The 15,756-nt window shown below is 51.7% G+C and carries 14 protein-coding genes and 1 other annotated feature; of the genes, 4 read left to right on the top strand and 10 right to left on the bottom strand.

Annotation, left to right across the window (positions count from 1 at the left end):
• Positions 1-31: 31 nt before the first annotated feature.
• From cysS to GJQ69_RS08715, 8 genes are all read right to left on the bottom strand, one after another.
• Positions 32-1,456: a cysteine--tRNA ligase gene (gene cysS, locus GJQ69_RS08750; protein ID WP_086035114.1), complete on the bottom strand. Its 1,425-nt coding sequence runs from the start codon at positions 1,454-1,456 to the stop codon at positions 32-34.
• 19 nt (positions 1,457-1,475) lie between these two features.
• Entirely contained in the window at positions 1,476-2,168 is a 693-nt protein-coding gene (epsC, locus tag GJQ69_RS08745) for a serine O-acetyltransferase EpsC (RefSeq protein ID WP_086035115.1), read from the bottom strand.
• A gap of 77 nt (positions 2,169-2,245) precedes the next feature.
• Positions 2,246-2,445 (bottom strand) — a binding site (T-box leader).
• Positions 2,446-2,500: 55 nt separating this feature from the next.
• Positions 2,501-3,073 (bottom strand): CDP-diacylglycerol--glycerol-3-phosphate 3-phosphatidyltransferase, encoded by a 573-nt coding sequence (gene pgsA, locus GJQ69_RS08740; protein ID WP_086035116.1) that lies wholly within the window; start codon positions 3,071-3,073, stop codon positions 2,501-2,503.
• A complete protein-coding gene (gene rimO / locus GJQ69_RS08735; protein WP_174193522.1) occupies positions 3,070-4,431 on the bottom strand; it encodes a 30S ribosomal protein S12 methylthiotransferase RimO in 1,362 nt (453 codons plus the stop codon). The genes pgsA and rimO overlap by 4 nt, the downstream gene beginning before the upstream one ends.
• A gap of 3 nt (positions 4,432-4,434) precedes the next feature.
• On the bottom strand, positions 4,435-5,046 hold the full coding sequence (locus GJQ69_RS08730) for a regulatory protein RecX (protein ID WP_174193520.1): 612 nt from the start codon (positions 5,044-5,046) through the stop codon (positions 4,435-4,437).
• Between the two features lie 48 nt (positions 5,047-5,094).
• Entirely contained in the window at positions 5,095-6,258 is a 1,164-nt protein-coding gene (gene recA / locus GJQ69_RS08725; RefSeq protein WP_086035119.1) for a recombinase RecA, read from the bottom strand.
• A gap of 226 nt (positions 6,259-6,484) precedes the next feature.
• Complete coding sequence (locus GJQ69_RS08720) at positions 6,485-8,347, bottom strand: heavy metal translocating P-type ATPase (protein ID WP_086035120.1); 1,863 nt, start codon at positions 8,345-8,347, stop codon at positions 6,485-6,487.
• A gap of 61 nt (positions 8,348-8,408) precedes the next feature.
• The gene (locus GJQ69_RS08715; protein WP_086035121.1) at positions 8,409-8,792 is read right to left on the bottom strand and encodes an ArsR/SmtB family transcription factor; all 384 of its coding nucleotides are present in this window, start codon (positions 8,790-8,792) and stop codon (positions 8,409-8,411) included.
• Positions 8,793-9,005: 213 nt separating this feature from the next.
• Here GJQ69_RS08715 and GJQ69_RS08710 point away from each other — a divergent pair, with 213 nt between their 5' ends.
• Both GJQ69_RS08710 and GJQ69_RS08705 read left to right on the top strand, forming a co-directional pair.
• Positions 9,006-11,567, top strand: coding sequence for a heavy metal translocating P-type ATPase (locus GJQ69_RS08710; protein ID WP_174193518.1), 2,562 nt, complete (start codon positions 9,006-9,008; stop codon positions 11,565-11,567).
• A complete protein-coding gene (locus GJQ69_RS08705; protein WP_086035123.1) occupies positions 11,564-11,827 on the top strand; it encodes a metal-sensing transcriptional repressor in 264 nt (87 codons plus the stop codon). Before GJQ69_RS08710 ends, GJQ69_RS08705 begins: the two co-directional genes overlap by 4 nt.
• 75 nt (positions 11,828-11,902) lie before the next feature.
• Here the strand turns inward: GJQ69_RS08705 and GJQ69_RS08700 are convergent, their stop codons facing one another.
• Positions 11,903-12,562: an HdeD family acid-resistance protein gene (locus tag GJQ69_RS08700; RefSeq protein WP_086035124.1), complete on the bottom strand. Its 660-nt coding sequence runs from the start codon at positions 12,560-12,562 to the stop codon at positions 11,903-11,905.
• Positions 12,563-12,812: 250 nt separating this feature from the next.
• Here GJQ69_RS08700 and GJQ69_RS08695 point away from each other — a divergent pair, with 250 nt between their 5' ends.
• Together GJQ69_RS08695 and GJQ69_RS08690 are read left to right on the top strand one after the other, a co-directional pair.
• Entirely contained in the window at positions 12,813-13,280 is a 468-nt protein-coding gene (locus GJQ69_RS08695) for a putative ABC transporter permease (protein WP_086035125.1), read from the top strand.
• A gap of 94 nt (positions 13,281-13,374) precedes the next feature.
• Positions 13,375-14,541: a hypothetical protein gene (locus GJQ69_RS08690; RefSeq protein ID WP_086035126.1), complete on the top strand. Its 1,167-nt coding sequence runs from the start codon at positions 13,375-13,377 to the stop codon at positions 14,539-14,541.
• 265 nt (positions 14,542-14,806) lie between these two features.
• Here GJQ69_RS08690 and GJQ69_RS08685 read toward each other — a convergent pair whose 3' ends face one another.
• A complete protein-coding gene (locus GJQ69_RS08685) occupies positions 14,807-15,667 on the bottom strand; it encodes an undecaprenyl-diphosphate phosphatase (protein WP_086035127.1) in 861 nt (286 codons plus the stop codon).
• Between the last annotated feature and the right edge of the window lie 89 nt (positions 15,668-15,756).

The following is a 15,756-nucleotide window of genomic DNA, read 5'->3' as shown; positions in this document are numbered from 1 at the left end:
TACATCGGGGACCTGCTTTTTGCTTTTGCATTTATTCTTTATGCCATTTTACACCCTGCGGTGTATCCTCCAGCACCACACCGCGTGCTTTCAGTTCGTCACGGATACAGTCCGCTTTCGCCCAGTTCTTCTCTGCGCGGGCCTGTGTGCGCTGTACAATGAGCGCTTCAATTTCGGCGCTTTCACTGTCTTCTGAGCTTTCGGTGCCCGGTACCGGGCGGCTGTACAGCAGACCTAGTACATCTGCCAGCTTAGTAAACAGGTCATAAGCATACTGACAGATTGCTTTGCCCGGCGCCTTTTCGGTGGAAAGGTCAGTGTTGATTTCTTTTACCATGTCAAACAGTGCAGCAATGGCGTTGGCTGTGTTCAGGTCGTCATCCATGGCGCTTTCAAACGCGGTGCGGCAGGCGTTCAGCTTTTCCCGTACAGCGGCATCACCGGTTTTTTCGCCGTCCGGTGCGTGCTGCAAAACAAAAGCAAGGTTATCACGGCAGTTATACAGGCGGTCCAAAGAAGCCTTGCACTGTCCAATCATTGCCACGCTGTAGTTGATGGGCATACGGTAGTGTGCGGATACCATTAGGTAACGAATCGGTTCATAGCCAAATTTTTCTGCTACATCACGCACAGTAAAGAAATTGTGCAGGCTTTTGCTCATCTTTTGGTTATTGATATTGATATAGCCGTTGTGCAGCCAGTAATGTGCAAATGGAACGCCATTGGCGCATTCACTTTGGGCAATTTCATTTTCGTGATGTGGGAAAATTAGGTCCTGCCCGCCGCAGTGAATGTCAATCGTCTTGCCGAGGTAGCGCAGTGCCATAGCCGAGCACTCAATGTGCCAGCCGGGACGGCCGTGCCCCCATGGGGATTCCCAGTAGGGCTCGCCCGGCTTAGCGCCTTTCCACAGGGCAAAATCCATGGCGTCCTCTTTGATTTCACCGGTGGCAATGCGCGCGCCGGCCTGCAGGTCTTCCAGCGGCTGATGGCTGAGTTTTCCGTAATTTTTATTTTTCAGGGTGCGGAAATAAACGTCGCCATTGTCGGTGGGATAAGCGTACCCTTTGTCTATTAAAGTAGAAATGAGCTTTTGGATACCCTCAATGTTTTCGGTTGCCTTGGGGTGTACCGTTGCCGGCCGCACATTCAGGCCGGCGGCATCTTTTTTGTACTCTTTAATATATCTGCGGCTGACGGTCAGGTAGTCGCTGCCTTCTTCGTTGGCCTTGTTGATGATTTTATCGTCAATATCCGTAAAGTTTTGCACGAAGGTGACCTGATAGCCGCAGTATTCCATGTAGCGGCGCAGAACATCAAAGACGCAGATGGGGCGGGCATTTCCTATATGAATGTAGTTGTATACGGTAGGACCGCAGGCGTAAATTTTCGCTTCCTTGGGCGTAATGGGGACGAACTCTTCTTTTTTGCGTGTCAGTGTGTTGTACAGTTTCATTTATGAAATCTCCCTGCAGTTATTTTGCTTTTGTACTGGATAGTGTCTGTGCAGGTTCTTCATCTTCTGCACAGCAACAGTTTTCTATCTGCATACCCAGCTTCTGTTCGATATTTTCCAGCAGTGTGTTCATGCGGCCCAGTTCCTGCGAAACAGGGTCGGTGACATGGACCTGGTCCAGGTTATTTGGGCGGACACCGTTAATGCGCACCACTCTTGCCGGTACGCCTACAGCGGTGGCATTGGCGGGTACTTCCTCCAGTACAACGGCGCCGGCGGCAATGCGGGCGTTATCACCGATTTTCATAGGGCCAAGGATTTTAGCGCCGGTACCGACCAACACGTTGTTGCCAAGGGTTGGGTGCCGTTTTCCCTTATCTTTTCCAGTGCCGCCCAAAGTTACCCCCTGATACAGTGTACAGTTGTCGCCGATTTCGGTTGTTTCGCCGATGACCACACCCATGCCGTGGTCAATGAACAGGCCTTTGCCGATTTTTGCGCCGGGGTGAATTTCAATGCCGGTTTTGTGGCGGGAGCGCTGGCTTACCCAACGTGCCAGAAACGGATGCCCGTTTTCCAGCAGCCGATGGGCCCGCCGGTAGCTGCGCACGGCCTTAAAGCCGCTGTAAAGGAAGTAGACCTCCAGCCGGCTGCGTGCGGCCGGGTCACGGTCCATAATTGAGTCAATTTCTGCCTTCAGCTTTGCAAACATAGTAACACTCCTTGTGTCGACACATGAAAAACAGAGCGCGAAAAAAGCCCCCGTCCATGCAGAAAATTTCCTGCACAGACGGAGGCGAAAAGTCAATTCCGCGGTTCCACTCCGGTTTTTCACTCAAGGATGATAACGGTTCCCGCCGTGCAGGGATTTCCCCCTGCCTGCTCCCGGATGCATGCTTCACAGGGCAGCCGCGAAAAGCACTTGCAGCCAGTGGCGCTTTCTCTCTGCCGCAGCGTGCCCTGTTACTTTTTCCGTTCTCAGCATTTCATACCTATTTATTATATGTTGCATGGGCTCAAATGTCAATGAAGGCGGACAGTTCCTTATCGAATCTGGTTGATTACATGGCGGTTTTGCACAATATAGACAATGCCGCTGATGACAGCCAGCACACAGGAAATGCCAATCAGCAGGTTGCCGAAGAGGTTGAGGGCAGGCATTGCGGCGGCGGAAACGACGCCGAATTCCCCGAGGGTTTGGAATAGCAGCACACAGATGGCGGCGACAATCTGGGAAACGGTTTTGGATTTGCCCCATTTGTTGGCGGCAATTACTTTGCCGGATTCCACAGCGACCAGCCGAAGAAAAGTGATGGCAAATTCCCGAAACAAAAGGATGAGAACCAGCCAGATGTTGCATAGGTCCAGCTTGACAAAACAGATAAAGACGGACAAAATCAGCACCTTGTCTGCTAGTGGGTCCAAAAATTTTCCGAAAGAAGTAATCATGCCGCAGGAACGGGCAATTTTTCCGTCCAAATGATCCGTATAGGAAGCTACGAGGAACAGCAGCAGTGCCCAAAGGTAATGTCCCCATACCTGCGGAAGCAGCAGGAAGGCGACAATAAACGGTACCATGACCATGCGCGCGAGTGATAGCTTATTGGGCAGGTTCATAAGTGAGCCTCCTTTTGCGGGCGCAGTTCACCCACAAGGTCTCCGTCAATACAGTTCGTTATCAGAATGGGCACAAAACTGCCGAAGGACGGCTTTGGGGTTCCCTGCGGTACGGTAAAGAATACTTTCCCGTCAATATCGTCTGGTGCCTGCGCGGCGGTGCGGCCAAACCAGCAGTTTACATAACGGTCCCAGCCCTCACACAAAACGGTTTGGATGCTGCCGACCATTGCTTCACCGGCCGCCTGCATACGCTCCATTTGGCCTTCCATAATCAGCTCGGCACGGTGTCCCTTTACGTCGCTGTCAATCTGATTCGGCAGCTGTGCCGCTTCGGTTCCCTCCTCCTGCGAATAGGGGAAACAGCCCAGCCGATCAAACTGAATTTCTTTTACAAATTCACACAGCTGGGTAAAGTCCTCTTCCGTTTCGCCGGGAAATCCGGTAATCAGCGTGGTGCGCAGGGTAACGTCCGGCAGCTTTTCGCGAATATGTGCAATCAGCTGTGTCAGTTTTTCCCGGTCACCCCAGCGGTGCATGGCTTTTAGAATTCGCCCGCTGCAGTGTTGCAGCGGAAGGTCAATGTACGGCAGAACTTTTGGCTCTTTTGCCATGACATCGAGCAGGTCATCGGTCAGGTAGTCCGGGTAGCAGTACAAAAAGCGAATCCACTGCAAACCGTCGATTTTGCACAGACGAGTCAGCAGGGCAGGGAGCATCAGCTTATGGCCGTACAAATCCCAGCCGTATTTTGTGGTGTCCTGTGCAATCAGCGTCAATTCCTTGGCGCCATTTTTCACCAGTTTTTCTGCTTCCACCACAATTTCTTCCATGGGGCGGCTGCGGTACCGGCCGCGAATAAACGGAATGGCACAATAGCTGCAGCGATTGTCGCAGCCCTCCGCAATTTTTAGGTACGCGTAATAGCTTGGCGTCAGCAGACGGCGTTCCCCGCACAGTGGCAGCTTTTCTTTTTCAGGGAAGGACTCCGGATGGCTGCCGGCCAGTGCTGCGCGGCAGACGGCGTCAATATCGGCATTTGCACCAATGCCGCAGACAGCGTCACACTCCGGCAACTGCTGCATAATCTGCTCACGGTAGCGTTCCGCCAGACAGCCGGTTACGACAATCGCCTTGATGCGTCCCTCTTTTTTCAGCCGCGCCAGTTCCAGTATCTCATTGATGCTTTCTTGTTTCGCGCTTTGAATAAAGCCGCATGTATTGACAATGGCGACATCGGCCAGCGCCGCGTCATCTTTTATCTGCCAGCCAGCGTTTTCCAGCGACGCCAGCATAACTTCTCCGTCCACCTGGTTTTTTGCACAGCCCAGGCTTATGATTCCAACTGAATCTGCCATAGTTTATTCTTCATCCTCATTTGTCATGTATTGTTTCAGTGCGGTGCGGATATCTGTGTATTCATAACCCATACGCTGCAAAGCGGCGGCCGCACGGCGGTGGCTTTTTTCGTCGGCCAATGTGCGGTATTTCTTTTGCAGGACTTTCTGTATGGCGGCGGTTACGTCCGGCTCATTTTGCAGAGCGGCCTGTTCCGCTGTCTGCGGATTGATGCCCTTGCGGGCCAGCTCATACCGCACACGGCGCAGGGCAAAGCCTTTTCGGTACAGTTCCCGTGCGTAGCGCTGGGCAAAGTTCGCATCATCAATAAGGCCGAGGTCCTCCATCTTCTGTGCGGCGGCTTCCGCCGCGGCACGGGGTACAGTGTGGGCAATTTTATCGGTCAGCTCTTTTTTGGAGTGACTGCGGTGCTCCAGCAGGTACAGGGCTTTTTCGCTTGCACGGTGTGCGTCGGACTGCTGCAGCAGAGTATGCAGTTCTTCATCTGAAATGTCCTGCCCCAGTTTCCAGCCGGCTTTCAGCAGCGTTTCCGTGTCTACACTGAGTGCATATTCACCGTCAAAAAATAAAGCGGTTTTACAGTGCCGCCGCGGTTCCATTGCGGTTAGTTCCACCCGCCAAACTTCCTTTCTCTGCGAAGCAGGGGAAATTCTTTTTTCTGCTTATTTGTCATCTGCTTCAATATCAATATTAACAGGATTGGTGCGGGGAGCGGGAGCTGGTTTTTCCTCCGCTTTATTTGTTGCGGCAGGTGCCTGCAGCGGCTTTGCCGCCGAAGCACGAGGAGAAATGGTTTTTGCGTACAGTTTATCCGCATTAGCGCGAATTTTTGCCTCAATCTCATCAGCCAATTCCTGATTTTCGAGGAACAGCTTTTTCACATTCTCACGGCCCTGTCCCAGCCGCTGACCGTTATAGGAGAACCAGGCACCGCTTTTTTCAACAATATCCAGTTTTACGCCGAGGTCCAGAATTTCACCCACATGGGAAATACCTTCGCCGTACATAATATCAAATTCTGCCGTACGGAACGGCGGCGCAATCTTATTTTTTACAACTTTTGCCCGTGTGCGGGAACCAATTTGTTCGGTACCATTTTTCAGCGTTTCTGCTTTACGGATATCCACACGGACAGACGCGTAGAACTTCAGCGCGCGGCCGCCGGGCGTAACCTCCGGGTTGCCGTACACAATGCCGACTTTTTCACGCAGCTGGTTAATAAAGATGGCGACGCAGTTGCTTTTGCTGATGGCACCGGCCAGTTTGCGCAGAGCCTGGCTCATCAGGCGGGCCTGCAGCCCCACGTGGCTGTCACCCATTTCCCCCTCGATTTCAGCGCGGGGGACCAATGCGGCGACCGAGTCAATGACAATGACATCGATGGCACCGGAGCGCACCAATGCTTCAGTAATTTCCAGTGCCTGTTCACCGGTGTCTGGCTGGCTGACCAGCAGGCTGTCCACATCTACGCCCAGTGCCGCCGCATAAATGGGGTCCAGTGCGTGTTCCACATCGATAAAGGCAGCATTGCCGCCGCGCTTTTGTCCTTCTGCAACGCAGTGCAGGGCCAGTGTCGTTTTACCGGAACTTTCCGGTCCAAAAATTTCGATGATGCGCCCGCGCGGAAAGCCGCCAATGCCCAAAGCCAGGTCCAGACCGAGGCTGCCGGTGGAAATGGCTTCTACATGCATGGCTTCGTTTTGTCCCAGGCGCATGATAGCGCCTTTTCCAAACTGCTTTTCAATTTTGGCCAGTGCCGTTTTCAGGGCTTCTTCTTTATTCTTTGCGTTCTGTGCAGCTTTATTTGAATCCTTGTTTGTTGCCATGGGCTGTCATCCTCCTGAAGTTCCGGCCGCAGCCGGGCATGAAACTCTCTGATTTTGTATCACTTTCCAGATAAAAAAAGAAAGATTCTTTACACCAATCGTAGTTATAAGTATATCGTACTCCGCAGAAAAAAGCAATACAATTTGAACATTTGTTCTGAAATAAAAACAGGAAAGAAGACAAAAATGCACCGGCCACAACAGGACGGTGCATACAAAATTTTGCTTATTTTCGGGTATCTGTTTTCCGAATATTCAGTGCCCGGGCAGCGTTGAGGATTGCCAAAATGGTTACGCCAACATCGGCAAAAACGGCGGCCCACATGGTAGCAAGCCCCAGTGCAGACAGAATCAGAACCAATAGCTTTATTCCAAGTGCAAACACAATGTTTTCCCGTACAATGCGGAGTGTTTTGCGGGAAATACGAATGGCGGCGGGCAGCTTTAAGGGGTCATCGTCCATCAGGACAACGTCCGCCGCTTCCACAGCAGCATCACTGCCCAAAGCACCCATGGCGACGCCAACATCTGCACGGGCCAGAACCGGTGCATCATTGATACCGTCCCCCATAAAGACAAGGCTGCCTTTTTTGTTTTGCAGCAGGTCTTCCACTGTATCCACTTTGCCGCCGGGCAGCAGCTCCGCCCGTACCTCGTCAATGCCGAGCTGACTGGCTACGGTTTCCGCAGCTTTTTGATCGTCACCTGTCAGCATAACAACACGGCGGATTCCTTCGGCTTTCAGCTGAGAAATGGCTTCTTTGGAGTGTTCCTTGACCTCGTCACTAATTAGAATATATCCAAGATAAGTTCCGTCGGCAGCTACCTGTACGACGGTGCCCGGCTGTGTGACCTCCAGAGGAGTGAGGCCTGCCTGCTGGAGCAGTGCGCTGCTGCCCACCAAAACCGGCTGGCCGTTCACCATGGCCTGCACGCCGCGGCCGGCTGTTTCCTGAATATCGGTCACCTGTTCCGGTACGGCCGATTTTCCCCACGCTTCCCGCAGAGAGGTAGCGATGGGATGACTGCTGCAGCTTTCGGCCAATGCTGCGATTTCCAGCAGGCGGCCTTTGTCGGCGGAACCTGCCGGTACTACCTGCGTTACATGGAAGGTGCCCTTCGTCAGGGTGCCGGTTTTATCGCAGACAACAGTGTCCGTTTTGGCCAGCGTTTCCATATAGTTCCCGCCTTTAATCAAAATACCACAGCGGGAGGCACCGCCAATGCCGCCGAAAAAGGTGAGAGGAATGGAAATGACCAGCGCACAGGGGCAGGATACTACCAAAAAGTTCAGCGCACGCATTACCCAGTCACGCAGTGGCAGTTGGAATAGCAGCGGCGGCAGACAAGCAAGTACCACAGCCGCCAGCACCACGGCGGGCGTGTAGATGCGGGCAAACTTCGTAATGAAGTTTTCGGATTTTGCTTTTTGACTGCTGGCATGTTCCACTAATTCCAATACTTTAGAAACGGTTGATTCGCCGTATGCTCTGGTTACCTGAATGGTCAGCACGCCGCTCAGATTGATGCAGCCGCTCAAAGCCTCACTGCCGGCGGCGAGCCGGCGCGGCATACTTTCACCAGTTAGGGCAGAGGTATCCGCCGTACTTTCTCCCCGCAGGACCGTGCCGTCCAGTGGAATACGTTCGCCGGGTTTTACAACAATAGTACTGCCAACTGCTATCTTTTCCGGCGATACGGTTTTCACGGAGCCGTCCGGCAGCAGCAGACCGGCGCTGTCCGGACGGATATTCATCAGGGAGCGAATGTTTTTGCGGGAATGGTCTACCGCGCAATCCTCCAGTAGTTCCCCAATCTGATAGAATAGCATAACCGAAACCGCTTCGGCATACTGCCCAGCAGCCAGCGCGCCGACGGTGGCAATACCCATTAAAAAATGTTCGTCAAATACCTTGCCGTGTGCAATGTTTTGAACGGCTTCCCACAACACATCCCAGCTGATGACGGCATAGGGGAACAGGAACAGCGTCGGCCGCAGAATGCCCTGCACCGGCAGCAAGACTGCCGCAGCCAGAAGCCCGGCACTGACTAGAATCCTCACAAGTGTTTGTTTTTGTTCACGGGTCATAACATTCCCTCATTTCTCCGCAGAACTATGGAAAGACAAAACGTATCTAGAAACAGGAGGCTCAGTCCGTGTGGCTGCCGTACAGTTCCAGCAGATGTTCCATACCCATATCCAGAATAGTGCGCACGTGGTCATCTGCCAGAGAATAAAAGACAGTTTTGCCGTCGCGGCGGTTTTTCACCAGCTGGTTCTGTTTTAAAACCCGCAGCTGATGCGAGATGGCAGATTGGTTCATATTCAGCAGCTGGGCAATATCACAGACGCACATTTCACTTTCAAACAGGACATACAGGATTTTAATGCGCGTACTGTCCCCGAAAACCTTGAAAAGTTCCGCAAGGTCATACAGTACTTCTTCGTCCGGCATTTGCTGTTCTACTTTTTTAACAATGGATTCATGTACATGGATAAAGTCACAGCGTTCAATTCCATTTTTATCCGACATGAGGAATCCTCCTTTTCACAAAACATATGAATACATGTTCATACGTTCATTATATGAAAATACCGGCGTTTGTCAAGCAAAATCTTGACATGCTGAATTGGGCAGTTTATACTGATGGTGCCCCCCGGGTGGGGGGATAGGTATGACAAAAGCAGTCTGCACATAAACTACAGACCTGCTGACGGAATCCTTTAGCGGAAGGGGAGTGGTCATATGAAACAGGTAAAATTTACGGTGACCGGCATGACGTGTGCTGCCTGTCAGGCACACGTGGAAAAGGCGGTCAAATCGCTTGCTGGTGTAGATACCTGTACAGTCAGCCTGCTGACGGACAGCATGACGGCACAGTTTGACCCGGCAGCGGTTGACGAAACCAAAATTTGCACGGCTGTAGAGAAAGCGGGCTATGAGGCTCGACCGGTGGGAAACAAACCTTTGGCGGCGGAGGAAAAAACAGCACGGCAGCGCGCCGCAGAAGAACAGCACCACATGAAAAACCGGCTGACTGCTTCTTTTGTATTTTTTATACCGTTATTTTATATCGCCATGGGGCACATGGTGGGTATGCCGCTGCCGCCGTTTTTGGCGGGTATGCAAAATGCGGTTGCCTACGGTATGGCACAGTTCGTTCTGGTGCTGCCAATTCTTTATATCAACCGCAGCTATTTTATCAACGGATACCGCACGCTGTTCCAGCGTTCGCCTAACATGGACAGCTTAATTGCCATTGGTTCCACTGCGGCAGTCGTGTACGGTGTCTTTGCTATCTGCCGTATCGGCAGCGGTTTGGCTACCGGTGATATGGCACTGGCACAAAAATATCACCATGACTTATATTTTGAGTCTGCTGGTACGATTTTAACATTGATTACACTGGGAAAATATTTGGAAAGCCGCTCAAAAGGCCAAACTACAGCGGCAGTGGAAAAGCTGCTGGACCTAAAGCCGCAGACAGCCGTAGTGCAGCGCGATGGACAAGAGCAGGAAATTCCAGTGGCAGAAGTTCAGCTTGGGGATTTGGTTGTTGTGCGGCCGGGCACTGGCATTCCAGTGGACGGCGTTGTGACCGAGGGTCTGTCGGCGGTGGACCAGAGTGCAATCACCGGCGAAAGCATTCCGGTGGAAAAAAAGCCGGGTGACCAAGTGGTGACGGCTACCATCAATGGGACTGGACACCTCATCTTTCGGGCAACCAAAGTCGGTGACGATACGACACTGGCGCAGATTATCCGTCTGGTGGAAGATGCCGGCAGCAGCAAAGCACCGATTGCCCGTTTGGCCGATAAAATCGCCGGAATTTTTGTGCCGGCCGTGCTGATGATTGCTGCGGTAACAGCGGCTGTTTGGCTGCTGTTAGGTTATGGGACGGAATTTGCCCTGCGGGCTGGCATTGCGGTGCTGGTCATTTCCTGCCCATGTGCATTGGGGCTGGCAACACCGGTTGCCATTATGGTTGGGACCGGCCGCGGCGCGCAGCTGGGTGTCCTTTTCAAGTCTGCACGGGCACTGGAAACGGCCCACACGGTTGATACTGTCGTACTGGACAAGACCGGTACGCTGACCACCGGCAGGCCGGAGGTGACAGACCTTATCGTACAGCCGCCCTTTACAAAGGAACAGCTGCTGCTGGCAGCGGCTGCGCTGGAACGTCCCAGTGAACATCCGCTGGCACAGGCGGTTCTGCGCTGTGCGGAGGAAAATCATACGACTGCGGCGGAAGTGACGGATTTTCAGGCTGTACCGGGACGCGGCGTGCAGGCAAAAATAGGCGGCACGGTGTATGCGGCGGGGAACGCTGCCATGATGAAGATGTGTGGCGCGGACACGGCCGCCCTGTTGCCGCAGACTGAAACATTATCCAAAGAGGGCAAAACACCTTTGTATGTGGCAAAAGGGCATACCCTGATGGGATTGGCTGCGGCGGCCGACCCGCTGAAACCTACCAGCCGTTCTACAGTGGAAGCACTGCAAAAAATGGGTCTTTCGGTCATTATGCTGACTGGGGACCACCGGCAGACAGCTGAAGCTATCCGCCGCCGGCTGGGGTTGGATAAAGCGGTGGCGGAAGTCCTGCCGCAGGATAAAGAGCAACAGGTGCGTACGCTGCAGGAACAGGGACATAAAGTGGCCATGGTCGGTGACGGCATCAATGACGCGCCTGCTCTGACGCGTGCGGATGTGGGTATTGCCATTGGCGCCGGGACGGACATTGCCATAGAGGCGGCTGATGTGGTGCTGATGAGAAGCGACCCGCTGGACGTTGCCGCTTCCATTCAGCTTTCGCGGGCGGTTATTCGCAATATTAAAGAAAACCTATTTTGGGCTTTCTTTTATAATAGCTTAGGCATTCCGCTGGCGGCGGGCGTTTTCTATCCGCTGCTGGGTTGGCAGCTGAACCCGATGTTTGCTGCCGCTGCCATGAGCTTCAGCAGCGTCTTTGTTGTGGGCAATGCACTGCGACTGCGCTTTTTCAAGCCAAAAACTGCACAGCTGCCGCAGGCGGCTGAAGCTGCAGATACAATCCGTAAAAATCAAATGCGAAAGGAAGAATCATCCATGAAAAAAATCATTGCAGTAGAGGGCATGATGTGCGAACACTGTCAGGCACATGTACAAAAGGCACTGGAGGCAGTGCCGGGTGTTCAGAAAGTTTCCGTAAGCCTTGCAGAGAAGCAGGCGGAGGTTATCTGCGGTGCGGGGGTCAGCGATGAAGTTCTGCGCAGCGCTGTAGAAGCGGCAGGATACAAGCCCGGAAACGTGGCAGACAAAGCATGAAGGCGGACAAAGATTCCGTGCAGCGGCTGCTGAAAACGGCGGCAGGACAGCTGAACGGTGTGATGAAAATGGTGGAAGAGGACCGTTACTGTATTGATATCAGCAACCAGCTGCAGGCAGTTACGGCCATTTTAAAAAAAGCCAACCGGGAGATTCTGCACGCACATATGCGCTGCTGTGTGACCGAGGCGGTGGAAAGCGGCAATGCCGATGAAAAAATTGATGAGCTGCTGGACCTGATGGAACGTGCTGCAAAATAAAATAGACCGCAGCTAAGCGCTGAATTCTGCACTTGGCTGCGGCCTTTTTTAGGTATTTTTGTTTGTATCAGTTTTTTAAATCGGAAGTTTCGGTTTTGAAAGCTCACTGGGGTCCAGCTCAGCGGTGTTCTCCAACTCCTGTTCGCTTTTTATCTGGTATGTTTTGTGTGCATGACGAAGAATACAGATGACAATAATATTAAGAATGCCGTCGGCAATCAGCGTAGAATACGTAAAGGTCAGCTGTGCAGCATCACTGCCAAAGGAATAGGTTAGTGCTGTCATGGCAAGCCCGGTGCTGACACCGGCCATGATAAGGACAATCCACCATCTTTTCATGCGCAGCCGCAGCAGGTCCGTGGAATACTGCATTTTAATTAGGCTGTCTGCCAGCACGGCGATGGACAGCAGCTGACGAAAGGCACAAGCAACTTCATTTGTGCGTATCAGTGAAAAAATGCCCAGCAGAATGCACGCGGCACCGCCCGCAAATTCGAAATGACCGGGCACAAGGTATCGTTTGCGCAGAAAATAAACCAGAACGAAAACCGCACCGGTGATAACCAGTAGGATACCGAGTGCTTGGCAAAGCATGGGAAGAGAAACCTGCGGGAAGATCAACAGCAGCGCACCACCGATGATATAAGCCGCCGAGATACAGACCAGTATGGTCCAAGATAAAACAATTTTTTTCGGCTGCTGGATGACTTCTTCTTTTTTATTTTTCCTTTCCATGTGGCAACTCCTCTTTTCGGGCAGACAGCCGCTGCTGTCCACAGGATATGGATTTATCTTTTCCTTTTCTACATTATTATATATCGAAGCACGCGGAAATGGTAGCATTTTCTGCTTTCTTGTTTTCTGCAGGTTTCCCCTCTGTTTCCGAAAGGAACCATACCCATACCGGTTATAAGCAGATGGGCTCTGCGCCATACTAAGGGAAAAGAAAAAGCCCGCTGCGGCAGGGTGAAGGAGGAGCTTTTGCATGGAACAAGGGAATACACAGACTGCGGCGCTGGCCATACAGCAAACAAGGCAGGACACTGTGCTGGAACATCTTGGTATGTGGCTGGTTGGGGGCGGACTGTATTGTCTGCTGGAGGTTGCGTGGCGCGGCTGGACGCACTGGACAATGTTTTTGGCAGGAGGTACGTTATTCCTTCTGATTGGCTTGGAACGCGGCAAGCAGCAGGACGGCAGGTCCTTGTTGGGAAGGGCTGTGCTGGCGGGCATGACCATTACCGGCGGCGAGTTTTTAACGGGATGTATTGTAAATCTGTGGCTGCACATGAACGTATGGGATTATTCGGACCAGCCGTATAATTTGCTCGGCCAGATTTCTCTGCCAGCTTCTTTGGGCTGGTGTGCGGTGGGTATGCTGGCGGTTTTGCTTTACGACCTGCTGGACTGGTACCTGTTTGGGGAAGAACGTCCCTGCTATCATTTCCTGTAAAAAGTCAATTTGTGAAAAATACTCACAATAAATGTTATTTTTCTCCATACTACTGTATAATTGGGGTGAAAAAGATAAAATAGGGGAGAAAAATATGGGAAAGCACAGTCGGAAGAATAGGCTGGCGGTCTTAAGCGTGGCTTTGGTTCTGTCCTTTATTGTACAGGTCAGTACAGCCAGAGTTTTCGGCAGCCAAGATATCATTTGGAAATTCAATGACGGAACAACATTGCTGCAGCAGGAAGATTCTCTCTTGCTGCAGTCTGCGGATGGCAGCTCCGCTTCTTTTGACGGCACACTGCAGTCCGCTTGTCAGGAAACGGCTGACGGGAACATCTTTCTGCTTATGCGCCGAGCTGAAAAAGATTATCTGGACCTTTACAGTGACGGCGCTGCCTATCATGGAAAACAGGCATTGCAGGCAGGTGCGGATGTACCGGTCCTGCAGGCATGCAGCAGCGCTGGTACTTTGTATGTTCGGTACACAACAGCTGAAAATGTACAGACACAGTATGTCGTTATGCCAATGAAAAAATTAACGGTATGCAGTTCTGTACAGACTGTTCCATCAGACGGCTGGAGCAGTGTGCAGCCGATAAAGACCGCAGATGTACCGGAAAGTACGTCTGCAGTGTCGGAAAGCAGTACAGCTTCAGAAATTTCCAATCCAGCTGCTTCACCTGATTCGGTTTCATCCGATCCTTCTGCATCTTTGGCGGAGGAGAGCGGCGCGGCTTCTCAATCAGGCAGCCAAGAGGAAAGTGTTCCTGAAAGCCATGCGGAAAGTTCCAGTTTGCCGTCTGACAGCCTTTCTTCTCAAAGTGCAGTGTCCACTTCCCAGGAGCAGCCGCTCAATAGTTTCCTTTACCGGTGCGGTGGCCCAATGACGGTAACACAGATGCAGCAGGTAATTTCCCAGATGCATGACCAACCACAAAAAGAAAGCATAGAAATTATTCGGGTAGATGGGCAGTCGGTTAAGACGGGATGGCTGACAACAGGGGATGTTGTGCGGGATAATTGCGGCGGAAAAATAAAATATATTACAATCGTTATTCCCGGTGATTTGTGCGGCAGCGGGCATCCGGATGAAGCGTCCTATCAGCTGCTGCGGGAGTCAGTAGCCGGAGGGCGGCAGCTGGATGGTTTGAAAGCACAGGCGGCGGATATGACACAGCCGGAGGGGAGAACACCCGGCGGCGGTGTACCGCTGCTGGATATATCTGATTTGCTTTTGCTGAAACGTGCGGCAGGACTTTAAAAAAGAATATAAAAAATGTCCCCGTCTGCACAGCACAGGCGGGGACATTGCGGTTATGAAAGCCTTTTTGTTTGGACAGGCGGAAATTCGGACAGGTCCGCAGCCAGCCGGGTATGTTTAAACCCAATCAGCAACTTCCATAAACCGTAAAGGGAAAGAAACAGAAATAATATTTTTTTAAGAAAATTTTTCATGGAAACAAGGGCCTCCTTTGTTTCGGACATTTTCAGCCGAAAACAGAAAAACATCCTGTATATGTATTATTTTACGGTGTTACCTTTAAAACGTGCGTTAGGGAGAAGAGAATGATAATGGCGCCAAGTGCAATGCGGTACCAGCCAAACGGTTTGAAATTATGTTTTTTGACGAACTGCATCAGTCCACGGATAGCGAAAATGGAAACGAAGAAAGCAACCATCATGCCAATGAGCAGAACCGACAGTTCCAAACCGGAAAAACCAGCGTGGTAATTTTTTAGATATTTTCTGATTTCCCAAACGCTGGCGCCCAGCATTGTCGGAATTGCCAGGAAGAAAGAGAACTCTGCAGCTGCCGGACGGGCACAGCCCAGCAGAGAGGCACCCAAAATAGTAGAACCGGAACGGGAAGTGCCGGGAATCAGCGAAAGGCACTGGAATAAGCCGATTTTTAGGGAAGTTCGGTTGTCAATGGCGTCCGAGGTGCGAAAACGCAGCTTTCTGTGGTGGTTTTCGATAACGATAAAAAGAATGCCGTATATAATTAGGGCAATGGCGACGACAACCGCATTGTAAAGATGTTCATGCAGAAAGTCGTCGAGCAGTACTCCGACAATGCCAGCCGGAATCGTACCAATGATAACTTTCAGCCAAAGCGACCAAGTGCTCTTTTTCTGCTGTGGTGTTTTGCGCCTGCTGAAAGGATTCAAGCGGTGCCGGTACAGCACAAGCACCGCCAAAATAGAGCCAAACTGAATGACGACCAGGAAAAGGTCTATAAATTTCTGTCCGCCGTGGTACATGGCAGGGTCCATCGGCCAGAAAGAATCAAACAGAATCATGTGTCCTGTGCTGCTGACAGGGAGCCATTCGGTAATCCCTTGGATAATGCCTAGAATGATTGCCTTGAAAATTTCAAGTATCTGCATAATGTTTCCTTTCTGCTGTGAATTCGGCAGCTTTAGGGAGCAGCCGGAAGCAATAAAGCGGTTTTATTATAGCATACTGAAAAGAAAAA

Source organism: Caproicibacterium lactatifermentans, assembly GCF_013315815.1.
GTDB lineage: Bacteria > Bacillota > Clostridia > Oscillospirales > Acutalibacteraceae > Caproicibacterium > Caproicibacterium lactatifermentans.
Note: the sequence above shows the minus strand (reverse complement) of the source record. Positions and strands in the feature narration are given on the sequence as shown.